This is a genomic window from Sporosarcina sp. FSL W7-1283, assembly GCF_038003105.1.
Taxonomy (GTDB): Bacteria; Bacillota; Bacilli; order Bacillales_A; family Planococcaceae; genus Sporosarcina; species Sporosarcina newyorkensis.
Genome location: NZ_JBBOOL010000001.1, coordinates 1,087,676 through 1,100,176 on the forward strand (window position 1 = coordinate 1,087,676; position 12,501 = coordinate 1,100,176).

General features: G+C 43.0%; 12 protein-coding genes and 1 other annotated feature. Of the genes, 8 read left to right on the plus strand and 4 right to left on the minus strand.

Annotated elements, in window-relative coordinates; genetic code table 11:
• Positions 1–80: 80 nt before the first annotated feature.
• Together MKY93_RS05050 and MKY93_RS05055 are read right to left on the minus strand one after the other, a co-directional pair.
• On the minus strand, positions 81–938 hold the full coding sequence (locus MKY93_RS05050; protein ID WP_340758465.1) for a DegV family protein: 858 nt from the start codon (positions 936–938) through the stop codon (positions 81–83).
• 31 nt (positions 939–969) lie between these two features.
• A complete protein-coding gene (locus MKY93_RS05055) occupies positions 970–1,809 on the minus strand; it encodes a Cof-type HAD-IIB family hydrolase (RefSeq protein ID WP_340758466.1) in 840 nt (279 codons plus the stop codon).
• 175 nt (positions 1,810–1,984) lie between these two features.
• On the opposite strand from MKY93_RS05055, the gene MKY93_RS05060 reads away from it, so the two are divergent.
• The 4 genes from MKY93_RS05060 (at position 1,985) to MKY93_RS05075 (ending at position 6,267) form a co-directional block, all read left to right on the plus strand.
• Complete coding sequence (locus MKY93_RS05060) at positions 1,985–2,761, plus strand: dienelactone hydrolase family protein (RefSeq protein ID WP_340758467.1); 777 nt, start codon at positions 1,985–1,987, stop codon at positions 2,759–2,761.
• A gap of 46 nt (positions 2,762–2,807) precedes the next feature.
• Positions 2,808–3,119, plus strand: coding sequence for a metal-sulfur cluster assembly factor (locus tag MKY93_RS05065; RefSeq protein ID WP_009765729.1), 312 nt, complete (start codon positions 2,808–2,810; stop codon positions 3,117–3,119).
• 352 nt (positions 3,120–3,471) lie between these two features.
• The gene (gene rraA, locus MKY93_RS05070) at positions 3,472–3,951 is read left to right on the plus strand and encodes a ribonuclease E activity regulator RraA (RefSeq protein ID WP_340758468.1); all 480 of its coding nucleotides are present in this window, start codon (positions 3,472–3,474) and stop codon (positions 3,949–3,951) included.
• Positions 3,952–4,116: 165 nt separating this feature from the next.
• Entirely contained in the window at positions 4,117–6,267 is a 2,151-nt protein-coding gene (locus MKY93_RS05075) for an ATP-dependent Clp protease ATP-binding subunit (protein ID WP_425441333.1), read from the plus strand.
• A gap of 56 nt (positions 6,268–6,323) precedes the next feature.
• Here MKY93_RS05075 and MKY93_RS05080 read toward each other — a convergent pair whose 3' ends face one another.
• Positions 6,324–6,506, minus strand: a complete 183-nt coding sequence (locus MKY93_RS05080; RefSeq protein ID WP_009765726.1) for a YjzD family protein — start codon at positions 6,504–6,506, stop codon at positions 6,324–6,326.
• A gap of 178 nt (positions 6,507–6,684) precedes the next feature.
• Here MKY93_RS05080 and MKY93_RS05085 point away from each other — a divergent pair, with 178 nt between their 5' ends.
• Together MKY93_RS05085 and fabF are read left to right on the plus strand one after the other, a co-directional pair.
• Entirely contained in the window at positions 6,685–7,617 is a 933-nt protein-coding gene (locus tag MKY93_RS05085) for a beta-ketoacyl-ACP synthase III (RefSeq protein WP_078817333.1), read from the plus strand.
• Positions 7,618–7,854: 237 nt separating this feature from the next.
• Positions 7,855–9,090, plus strand: a complete 1,236-nt coding sequence (gene fabF / locus MKY93_RS05090; RefSeq protein WP_078817334.1) for a beta-ketoacyl-ACP synthase II — start codon at positions 7,855–7,857, stop codon at positions 9,088–9,090.
• A gap of 427 nt (positions 9,091–9,517) precedes the next feature.
• Here the strand turns inward: fabF and trpS are convergent, their stop codons facing one another.
• A complete protein-coding gene (trpS, locus tag MKY93_RS05095; RefSeq protein ID WP_040758864.1) occupies positions 9,518–10,504 on the minus strand; it encodes a tryptophan--tRNA ligase in 987 nt (328 codons plus the stop codon).
• A gap of 51 nt (positions 10,505–10,555) precedes the next feature.
• Positions 10,556–10,770: a binding site (T-box leader), on the minus strand.
• Between the two features lie 417 nt (positions 10,771–11,187).
• Here trpS and spxA point away from each other — a divergent pair.
• Complete coding sequence (gene spxA / locus MKY93_RS05100; RefSeq protein WP_009765721.1) at positions 11,188–11,586, plus strand: transcriptional regulator SpxA; 399 nt, start codon at positions 11,188–11,190, stop codon at positions 11,584–11,586.
• A 230-nt stretch (positions 11,587–11,816) separates the two neighbouring features.
• A complete protein-coding gene (gene mecA / locus MKY93_RS05105) occupies positions 11,817–12,467 on the plus strand; it encodes an adaptor protein MecA (protein ID WP_340758469.1) in 651 nt (216 codons plus the stop codon).
• The last annotated feature ends 34 nt before the right edge of the window (positions 12,468–12,501 follow it).

The following is a 12,501-nucleotide window of genomic DNA, read 5'->3' on the forward strand; positions in this document are numbered from 1 at the left end:
AAAACTTTAGGTTAGGGTGAGCTTATAAAGCTTTAAACGCTACTTAAAACTTAGTGAACTTTCTTTGTCATCTTAATATATTAAGATGAACTTACTTTATTCAAAAAGAAAAGTGCAATGGTGCCGGGACCTGCATGGGAACCGATGACCGAGCCGATTTGGTGGATTTCGATTGCTTTTGGCTGGATTACTTCTTCGATCATCGCTTTGAATTCATTTGCGGTTGTGAGATCGTCTCCGTGGCTGATCGCAATGGTTTGTTCTTCTAAATTACTGCCGCGTTCTTCCATCATTTCGATCATGCGCCGGAAGACTTTTTTACGGCCGCGGTGTTTTTCAATTGGTACCAGTTTTCCGCCTTCAACATGCAGTAAAGGTTTGATATTGAGAAGGCCGCCGAAAAATGCGCTCGCTTTGGATACTCGACCTCCCTTTGCTAAATAATCTAAGTCTTCTACTGTGAATAAATGCTCCATATGAGAAGCCATAGCACGGATTTTTCGTTCGATTTCTCGAACATCCAGCCCTTCCTTACGCAATCGAACAGCTTCCTTGACGAGCAGACCATAGCCGAGTGAAGCGCAACGTGAGTCGATGAGTACTAAATTCATGGAGGGGTTGCCTTCTTTTACTTGGTCGCTTGCCATGACAGCTGTTTGGTAAGTGCCGGAAAGCTGGGAAGAGAAGGCGATATAGATGCCGTCTTCTCCAGAGGCAGCCAGGTCTTTCCAAGTTGTTATCATTGTGTCCAGAGAAACTTGAGATGTTTTTGGCTGCTGTCCTTTGCGGATTGCATCGAATATTTCTTTAGAGTTAATTTCTACGATATCCTCGTACTCATTTCCATTCAGCAAGACGCTTAGCGGGAATAATTCAACTTCGTTTTCTTCAAAAAAGGATATAGGCAGATCACATGCACTGTCAGCAAAGATTTTCATTGGAATTCCCCCTGAACTTATATATTTACGATCAATTACTACTGTTTGTCTTAAGTTTTACTTTCCCTAAAGAGAGGCGATCTTCCAGGATATGCGAGATGCCGTCTTCATTATTAGTATCGGTTATTTCATCTGCAATGGATTTTAGGCGGTCGATGGCATTGCCCATTGCGACACCCACTCCTGCGTAATCAATCATTTCGAGATCGTTGTCTTCGTCGCCGAAAGCGATGATACGGTCTTGTGGGACATTAAGCCATTTTGAGACTGCATCTATGCCGACAGCTTTATTTAAACCGTGGCGTACAATTTCCACGATATTGAACGGTGCACCCCAGCGGCGATGGTCGATTACTTCCGCGTGAATATCTTCAAGGTGCTGACGAATTGGATCGACTGTTTGTTCGTTTGCTTGGATCAATAAACTGGTCGGATCCGTTTTTAAGGATCTTCGGATATCGCCCTCTGTAATTCGTGGATTTCCAAAGCTTAAGATATCCAGAAAGCGTTCATCATGATACTGTGCATAAACATCGTCCATCACTTCTGCGACAATATTCTCAACCGGAAACTGCTGCATCGCTTCCACCACTTCGTTGACGATTGGAAGGGCGATCGTTTCGTGAATAGTCTTCCAAGAAGTGTCTGATGGATGATGGACGAAGGCGCCATTAAAATTGACGATTGGTGTAGTTAAACCAAGTTGGCGGTAATACACTTCGCTAGCCCGGTATGGACGACCTGTCGCAATCATGACATAATGCCCTTCAGAAGCCGCAAGTTGCAATGTTTCTTCAGTTTTTGGAGAAATTACTTTTTCATCAGTCAATAACGTTCCGTCTAAGTCTAATACAATTAAATGTGGTTTCAACGTATCCTCTCCTACTATAGTGATATGATTAAGTCTACTCATTATATCTTCATAGTTTATCGTTAATGGAGCAAGTAAGTCAAAAAATCAAGGGCAAGGCGAAGTTTTTGTCTTCCATCGTAATTGTTGTTATCCTAAAATAACAGTATACATTTGTCAGAAAAGAGGAATTTGAATGATCATTCGTTCGGAACAATGGCAACATATCCCTGTACTACATATCGTAGAACAATCCAAAGACCAAGAACATATTCCTACGGTCATCTTTTTTCATGGATTCATGAGCGCTAAAGAACATAACTTGCATTATGCTTACAATTTAGCGAAGCAAGGAATCCGAGTAATTTTGCCGGATGCGAAATTGCATGGAGCACGTTCAGAATCGACAGATGAATTTCAACTGCAAATGCGGTTTTGGGAAATTGTCTTAACTTCAATTAAGGAAGCAGACGTGATCCGTCAAGAGTTGAAAGCGAGAGATTTAGTAGAGGATAGTACGTCAATCGGTGTCGGTGGAACGTCTATGGGCGGCATCACGACATTCGGCTGCCTCGCGAGCTATGACTGGATAGATGCAGCTTCCGTTATGATGGGTTCTCCAGCTTTTACACGACTTGCTAAAGGACAGATCGCTTATGCGGAACGTGCTGGCAAAGAATTACCGGTTACCTCAGCGGAACGCGAGCAACTTTTTGCTGCATTGGAGCAAGTGGATTTGTCGAAAAATCCAAACAGATTGAATCGTCGTCCGATTTTCATGTGGCACGGTGAGCAGGATACACTTGTGCCGTTTGAGCTTACAAATGAATTTTATTCTGAAATTCAGCAAGACTATAAAGACCATCCGGAACGTTTAGGCTGGATGCCGGAAGAGGAATCAGGTCATGCTGTTTCGCGTCCCGGCATGCTTGCGTCAGTCGATTGGCTTGCACAGCATTTGATTGCAAGGTAGTATGTTGGTAAGATGAAGATAGCACATAACAGAGAGGAGCATTCCGATGAGCAAAGATGAAATCAAAGATTACCTGTTTGGCGCGTTGGAAAACGTCATTGACCCGGAGTTAGGCGTCGATATCGTCAACTTAGGATTAGTGTATAACGCCGAGCTGCTCGATGAAGGCCTGGCAAAAATCACGATGACATTGACTTCCATGGGCTGTCCAATGGGGCCGCAAATTGTAGCCAACATCAAACAGGAGTTAATGGAACTTCCCGAAGTAAAAGATACAGAAGTAGACATTGTCTGGAACCCGCCGTGGTCCCGTGATAATATGTCCCGTTACGCTAAGATGGCACTTGGCGTACGCTAATATGCATCCCCGAACCATACTCTTTGTGGTATGGTTTTTTTGTTCTGTTAAAATAAAAACAGACGGTGTGAGTGGAACGGGATTTACGCTCCAGACGGTACGCTTACCGGCGACTCTTCCGCGCCCCACGGAAAGCGGCTACCAGAGAGCGAAAGCCGTAACGAAGAACGGCTTTTGCGAACATAAGCGAAGCGTTGTGAGCACGTCTTTGGTTTAATCCCCCGGACCGCCATCCCTCGGACTACTCGCCCTGTAATCTTTTATTTCAGTCTATGAAAAAGAAGGAATTGCAAAATTTTGTCGAATATGAAGGATGTAGCGTTAAACAGTATCTAGTAGGGGGAATAGGGAAATGTTAGTAAAAACAGCAGATTTATGCGATGACTTCATCAACGAACTACAAGTATGCACCGTGGAATTCAACTCCTACGGCAAACACAAACGATTCTCGGGGCCGATTTCCACAGTTAAAGTCTTCGAAGACAATGTCTTGGTAAAAGAAGCACTGCAAACGATTCCTGAAGGCAATGTACTCGTTGTTGACGGAGGAGGCTCAAAGCGCTGCGCATTAATGGGGGACATGCTTGGCGAAATTGCGCAAAATCGAAAACTGGCTGGCGTTATCATCTATGGATGTGCACGTGATACGGCAGATCTCGGCACACAAGAAATCGGAGTCATGGCAATCGGCAGCATGCCAGTGAAAAGTATTAAACGAGGCGAAGGTCAAAGTGGAGAAGTCCTTCATTTCGGAAATGTCGAATGGATTCCCGGACACTATGTCTACGCAGATGAAGATGGGGTTGTCGTGGCGCCGCGGAAATTGGTGTAAAAATTATATTGGCCGTTTGCATAATGCAAACGGTTTTTTTATGGGAAATAACCACATAATAAAGTAACTCTTAACTAAGCAAATCAATTTACTTCTCGTAGAAAAGAGACTATAATTAAATTAATCAAAGATAGTCAAAGTCAAACAAACGAAAGGTGGATGTTTATGCGTATGGATGGTGTACAAGAAGACCAGCGCTCACCACTTGAGCAATTTGGTCGTAATCTTGTTGATGAAGTGAAAAATGGAAAAATGGATCCGGTCATTGGCCGGGATGAAGAAATACGAAATGTGATCCGAATTTTGTCTAGAAAAACAAAAAATAATCCTGTGCTAATCGGGGAACCAGGTGTTGGTAAAACTGCAATCGTTGAAGGGTTGGCACAGCGAATTGTCAAAGGTGACGTGCCGGAAGGTTTGAAGGACCGTAAAATCTTTGAACTGGATATGAGTGCGCTCATTGCAGGTGCCAAGTATCGGGGAGAATTTGAAGAACGTCTTAAAGGTGTCCTCAAGCAGGTGAAAGACAGCGATGGCGAAATAATCTTATTTATTGATGAAATTCATACGATTGTCGGCGCGGGGAAAACGGAGGGCGCGATGGATGCAGGGAATATGCTGAAACCGATGCTTGCTAGAGGTGAGCTGTACTGTATCGGTGCGACAACGCTTGATGAGTATCGTATGTATATCGAGAAAGATCCAGCATTAGAACGTCGTTTCCAACAAGTGATGGTGCGCGAGCCATCTGTTGAAGATACCGTTTCAATTTTGCGAGGATTGAAAGAACGTTTTGAACTGCATCACGGTGTACGGATACATGACCGTGCTTTGGTCGCTGCCGCCACGTTATCGGATCGTTATTTAACCGAGCGTTTCATGCCCGACAAAGCGATCGATTTGATTGACGAAGCTAGCGCGATGATTCGGACAGAAATCGATTCGATGCCGCAAGAATTAGATGCAGTAACTCGCCGAATCATGCAACTCGAGATTGAAGAGCAGGCTTTGCGGAAAGAAAAAGATTCCATGAGTCAATCTCGATTGGTTACGCTGCGAGAAGAGTTGCAGCAACTGAAAGATTCATCTAAAGATATGCGTGAGCAGTGGGATTCTGAAAAAACAGCACTGAAGGAAGTTCAGAGCAAGCGGGAAGAACTCGATCGCTATCGAAGAGAACTGGAAGATGCGCAAGCTCGTTTTGATTTGAATAAAGCTGCTGAATTGCAGTATGGTAAAATTCCTGAATTGGAAAAAGAATTAAAAGCGCTTGAGAGTCCATTGGAAGGAAGTCAGGACCTTCGTTTGTTGCGTGAAGAAGTGACGGAAGAAGAAATTGCTTCCATCGTAGCCCGTTGGACAGGCATTCCTGTGACGAAACTTGTGGAAGGTGAGCGGGAGAAGTTACTTCGTTTGCATGAAACATTGAAAGAACGCGTTATTGGTCAAGATAACGCGGTGCAGCTCGTGACGGAAGCTGTTTGGCGTGCACGTGCAGGAATTCAAGATCCGAATAAGCCGATTGGATCGTTCTTATTCTTAGGTCCGACTGGTGTCGGGAAAACGGAATTGGCGAAGACGCTGGCTGCCACTTTATTTGATTCTGAAGATCATTTCGTCCGGATCGACATGTCTGAATATATGGAGAAGCATAGTGTGTCACGTCTTGTTGGGGCACCTCCAGGATATATCGGCTACGAAGAAGGCGGTCAATTAACGGAGGCTGTTCGACGAAACCCGTATGCTGTCGTGCTGCTGGATGAAATCGAGAAGGCGCATCCAGATGTGGCGAACATTTTGCTGCAGATTTTGGATGACGGTCGGATAACAGACAGTCAAGGGCGGTTGGTCAACTTTACGAATACCGTTGTGATTATGACATCCAATATCGGCTCTGCTTATTTATTAGAAGGCAACTTAGAAGACGGAGATCATGCAAAAGAAGACTTGATTATGGCAGAGTTACGCCGCCATTTTAAACCCGAGTTGTTGAACCGGATGGATGACATCATTATCTTCCACTCGTTAACGGCGGACTCGTTCAAGTCGATTACCCGCAAAATGTTGGGTGATTTAGTGGAACGTTTGGCAATGCAGGATGCGACGTTAAGCTACGATGAAGACGTCGTGAACTGGATTGTGGCGGAAGGTGCAGATGCGGATTTTGGTGCACGGCCGTTGAAGCGATTTATTCAGCGTCATGTGGAAACGAAGGTCGCTAAAGAAGTGATTAGAGGTAGTCTGCAGGAAGACGAACAAATTCAATTGTCGATGGAAGATGGACAATTAGTTGTTCAGCTCATCAAGAAAGATTAATCTGTGAAATTTTAAAAAGCGTAAGAACTGTCAATAGTTCTTACGCTTTTTATGTGTTATACGTCTGCTGGAGCTTCATCAGGGATAATTGCTGTGATAATAAGTACAACAACAGCCATAACGATAGAGACGATTACACCTGTCATGAAGTCAAATGGTGCCTCGACAATTGAACCTGCAACATAGTTCAACATGGCAACTAATAGGAATGACCAAACAAATGTCATAATATATTGCATGATTTTCACCTCGACTAGTCTATTTCAAACTTCATCATACCATAGCCGGTCAAAACGATGAAATAATAAATAAATTTAATTTTGACGAAAAAGTGTCCTTGTATTGAAAAGTGAGCGATTTTCTTCTATAATTAACACCAGGTACTAATAATAGATGATAAGAAACGGGGTAGATGAAATGAGAGCAGGGCTGCTGGGTATGGGGAAATACAACCCGCCACATGTTTTGACGAATGAAGATTTGGAAAAACGAATAGATACTTCAGATGAATGGATTCGTACACGCACAGGTATCGAAGAACGCAGGATTGCAGATGATGATACGAATACATCAGACATGGCTTTTGAAGCGGCGAAAGAAGCGCTCGCATCGGCAGAAATTCGCCCTGATCAGATAGGTCTTATCCTAGTGGCGACAGTGACACCAGATTATACGTTTCCTTCCGTTTCAACAATGATTCAAGAACGTTTGGGTGCAAAAAATGCGGCTGCAATGGATGTTTCGGCAGCATGTGCAGGATTTATATATGGTGTGGTGACTGCAAAGCAATTTGTCGAAGCAGGCACGTACGATTATGTCTTAGTTGTCGGCGTGGAAAAGCTGTCTAAAATTACAGACTGGGAAGATCGCAACACAGCTGTTTTGTTTGGAGATGGTGCAGGTGCTACAGTTGTAGGGAAAGTGAGTGAAGGAAGAGGAATTCTTTCATTTGAACTAGGTGCGGATGGTTCTGGAGGTAAACACCTATGCCATAGAGAGTTCATCGAAATGAACGGTCGCGAAGTATTTAAGTTCGCAGTCCGTCAGATGGGCGAATCTGCGCTCTCAGTCACTGAAAAAGCAGGACTTACTAAAGATGATGTGGATTATCTGGTTCCTCATCAAGCGAATATACGCATTATGGAGGCTTCGCGTGAGCGCTTAGGATTGCCGATTGAAAAGATGTCGAAGTCCGTTCATAAATACGGCAATACTTCCGCAGCTTCTATTCCAATTTCATTGACGGATGATTTAGCGGAAGGTCGCGTCAAAGATGATGACGTGATTGTATTGGTTGGATTTGGTGGCGGCTTGACATGGGGCGCCTTATGTATAAAATGGGGTAAGTAAAACATTAAAAAGAACGAACAAGTTGATCTTCATTCAGCAGAAAACTCTCACCTTTACAGTTGGTCACATGAATACGATTTTGTTTCCTGTTCAGTGGCTGTTCAAACGCCTGCTGAACAAAAATCATGCCTCCGGCGGATGTCACAGATTTTGAGAGGAGTGAATTGTGCATGCACAATTCAAAATCTGGACGCAATTACGCCAAGGCGTAATTGATTATAGAAAGGAAGTTTAGAATTGGAAAAACGACGTGTAGTGATTACGGGAATCGGTGGCGTTTCACCAGTAGGAAATACCGCAGAAGACTCATGGAAAGCAGTTGTGGAAGGAAAATCCGGCATTGATATTATGACGCGACTGGATCAGGAAAAATTCCCGGTCCGTGTGATGGCGGAAGTTAAAGATTTCGATATCGAACAATTTGTTTCACGTAAAGACGCACGTAAGATGGATCGTTTCACACACTATGCCGTCGCTTCTGCCATGATGGCAATGAAGGATGCCGATCTTGAGCTGGATGATGAACTGGCGCTTCGCACAGGCGTGTGGATCGGGTCGGGGATCGGCGGTATGGAATCGCATGAAACCCAATTCAATACATTCCTTGAAAAAGGCTATCGACGTGTCAGTCCATTTTTTGTCCCCATGATGATACCGGATATGGCGGCAGGACAAGTATCAATTTTCACTGGAGCAAAAGGCATCAACTCCTGTTCGGTAACAGCTTGTGCTTCCGGCACGAACTCGATCGGAGATGCGTTTGAAGTTATACTTCGCGGAGATGCAGACGTCATGATCACTGGAGGAACAGAAGCGCCGATTACGTCACTTGCAGTAGCAGGTTTCATTGCAAGCACGGCACTCTCCTTGAATGAAGACCCTGAAAAAGCATCTCGTCCGTTCGATAAGAATCGTGATGGATTCGTAATGGGAGAGGGAGCAGGAATTCTGATCTTGGAAGAGTATGAACATGCGGTCAAACGTGGCGCAAAAATTTATGCGGAAATCGTCGGCTATGGTTCTACTGGAGATGCACACCATATCACGGCTCCAGCACCAGGCGGAGAAGGTGGCGCACGTGCAATGGTACAGGCGCTGGAAAAAGCGGAGATTGATCCTACGCAAATTGATTATATTAACGCGCATGGGACGAGTACGCCGTATAATGATTTATTCGAAACGATGGCTGCCAAAACAGTGTTTGGTGAACATGCCTATAAGCTGGCAATGAGTTCGACAAAATCCATGACGGGCCATTTACTCGGCGCGGCTGGCGGTATTGAAGCGATCTTTACCGTAAAGGCTTTGCAGGAGGGCATCATTCCTCCGACAATGAATTACGAAACTCCGGATCCAGAATGTGATTTAGATTACGTGGTCAATGAAGCACGTAAAGCAAACATCACCTATGCAATGAGCAACTCTCTAGGCTTCGGCGGTCACAACGCTTCGCTGGTATTTAAGAAAATATAATGAAAAAGGAAAGAGCACAGTAGCTCTTTCCTTTTTTTTTGACTTTTAATAAACGATGAAATGATAAAGTGAATTAACGTTGGAGGGGAAAGCTCGGATAGGGCACATGGGCTTGTGGTCGCTCTGTTCATTCTCTTCAAGATCCATGTATCTACTCTTAATACTTTCCGTGCAAGCAAGTTGAAAGTACTCGTCTAAAAGGCATGTACTTATACATAAGATGAAAGAAAACGATAAAGGGCGAGGATCCGTTTGACGCGTTTTCTAGTATTCCTATTCAGCTATTCTATTATCGTCATCTGTGTTGCCAATTTACTCTTCTACTTGAACTACGCAGCACTCGGTTACGATTATAAGCAAATTACTTTGTTTATGTTGCAGTCGACAGACTTTACAATGCTCGTCATAGCCATTATTTCGTTAGTGTTTACCGTCTGCGTCCCAAGCCCATCGCGGCCTCCATCTTCTTGAGAGTGGTGGAAGCGATGGCATTTGCTTTTTCAGCGCCTTGGTCCAGAATAGAATCCAATTCAGGTGAATCAATTAATTCATGATAACGCTGCTGGATTCCTGCTAAATGATTGTTGACCGTTTCAGCTACGCCAGCTTTAAAGGCGCCATAGCCAAGCCCCTCATATTTTGTCTCCAGTTCTGGGATGGACAATCCGCCTAATGAAGATTCGATGATCAATAAATTTGAGACACCAGGTTTGTTTTCAACATCGAATTTCACAACGCCTTCTGAATCTGTAACAGCACTTTTGATTTTCTTTTCAATTTCTTTCGGCGTATCCAAAATGGAGATCGTCGCTTTTTTATTTGGATCGGATTTACTCATTTTCTTTAAAGGATCTTGTAAAGATTTTATTCGGGCGCCGTTTTTTGGAATACGAACGGCAGGAATGGTCAATACTTTGCCGTAGCGGCTATTGAAACGTTCCGCCAAATCTCTTGTCAGCTCCAAATGTTGCTTTTGGTCTTCACCGACAGGGACGATATCTGTGTTGTACAGTAAAATATCTGCAGCCATTAATGGAGGGTAAGTCAACAGCGCTGCAGAGACACCTTCAGCACCTTCAGATTTGTCTTTGAACTGTGTCATGCGTTCTAGTTCGCCGATGTAAGAGACGCATTGCATAATCCATCCTGCTTGTGCGTGAGCGGGAACTTCCGATTGAATAAAGAGTGTAGATTTTTCTGGATCGATGCCGCTCGCGATATAGGTGGCGGCAAGGGATCGGATAGCTTGTTTTAAGTCGTCAGGATTTTGTTGCACGGTAATAGCGTGTTGGTCAACGATGCAAAAGATGCAGTCCTCTTCATTTTGCAACTCTACAAATTGGCGGAAAGCGCCAATATAATTTCCTAATGTGATGACACCTGTTGGTTGAACACCTGAGAATATAGTTTTCATTGTATTTCCTCCTTTATAAATTGGCATAAAAAAACACCAGCCATCCCTATAAAAAGGGACGATTGATGAAAAGTAACCGTGGTACCACCCGAATTGCTTCGTTAAAAGCCGCTCTAGTCCCTTAACGCGGGATACGTGTCGGACTACTGTTGTTCGTCCGTCAAGCTCGGGAGCCCATTCTTTTTGTACGATTTTGCCTGCTTCCACCATAGACAGGCTCTCTGAGAAAATCGCGTCAAAAATACTTTTTCCTTCTTCGCCATTTACTTATTGCTCTAAAGTATATCGATTTCGATTGGAAAATGCAACTTTCAGAAAAAAATAAGGATTAAATTGAAACCTTTCAGTACATCTGTACGTACTATAGAGGAGAGAGAAAAAGATAGAACGACTTTCTAAATGAGAATACCATTTCTTTCTTTTTAGTAGGTTTAAATCAATTCATTACTGGGTATAAAAAGAGAAGATGTTCAATTACCGCATAAAACAGCATCATTCTGCACAGATTTGTAGGAACTAAAGAATGTCGAAATTCTGTATAATTTTTTTTGAAAAACTATATTAATTGAGAATGATTATGTGTATAATGAGTAGTATGAAGACAAATTATAATAATTCTAAATTGAAATCTAAACATATCAAATCTAAATGAGCGTAAGCCGTGGGAAAGGACGTGTCAATACATGGGTGTTACACTTTATACATCACCTAGTTGTACATCTTGTAGGAAAGCAAAAGCATGGTTGGAGGAACATGAGATTCCTTATACAGAGCGTAATATCTTCTCTGAGCCATTGAACATTCAAGAAATCAAACAAATTCTTCGCATGACAGAAGACGGTACAGATGAAATTATCTCCACGCGTTCCAAGATTTTTCAAAAGTTGAATGTTGACGTAGAGAGTCTGCCGCTTCAAAGGTTATATGAATTAATTCAAGAACATCCGGGCCTTTTAAGAAGACCAATCATTCTAGATGAAAAAAGACTCCAAGTAGGGTACAATGAAGATGAGATTCGTCGTTTCCTACCGAGAAAAGTTAGAGCCTATCAGCTGCTCGAAGCGCGGCGAATGGTGAACTAATCTGAATACAAAAGCTGATAGGGATGACACACTGGATACATTTGTGCCTATCAGCTTTTTTGAATTGAAATTCCCTTGTATTCCTCTAGGATTTTCGCTTCAATGCTTAGGCAATTGAAATAAACCCTTTCGAAATCGGTTTGGTCGACATATAGTAAGAGTAAGCATTGCAAGTGAGTTTAAATTATAAAACAGGGGAAGGCCTGTTTGACAGAAGGGAGAGATAAGGGATGGAAATAGAGCGCATTAACGAAAATACGGTAAAGTTTTATCTTTCTTATGGAGATATAGAAGATCGCGGCTTTAGCAAAGAAGATGTTTGGTATAACCGCGATAAAAGTGAAGAGCTTTTTTGGGATATGATGGATGAACTTGGCGATGATACAGAGTTCGAAGTAGAAGGACCGCTTTGGATTCAAGTCAATGCTATGAATGAGGGAATTGAAGTGATTGTGACAAGAGCACATCTTCCGAAGAACGCTGAATCTTCACAATTTCCTTTTGGCATTGAAGACCCTGAAGAATTATTCGATCCGATTTTTGACGCGATCAATGAAACGGAAGAGGATAGTGAAGAAGAAGTGCAAGTCAATGATAAGTTGTTTGTATTCAGAGATTTTGATGAGCTGATTCCATTGGCATCTCAAATGGCTTCACTCGAAGACCCTTTTGAAACTCAGCTGTATGCATTTGAGGGTCGTTATTATCTCAACTTGCGGTTTGATTACACTCTTATAGATACGAAACGCGCCAAGGACATTGTCAGTATGATCACAGAATACGGCATTCTATCTAAGATGTCGATTCATCGTATTGAGGAATATGGCACAGCCGTTATGGAGTCCGACGCTTTCGTTCAAATAGATAAATATTTTTCATAATCCACTGGAAAGCTACCAATAATTTGGTAGCTTT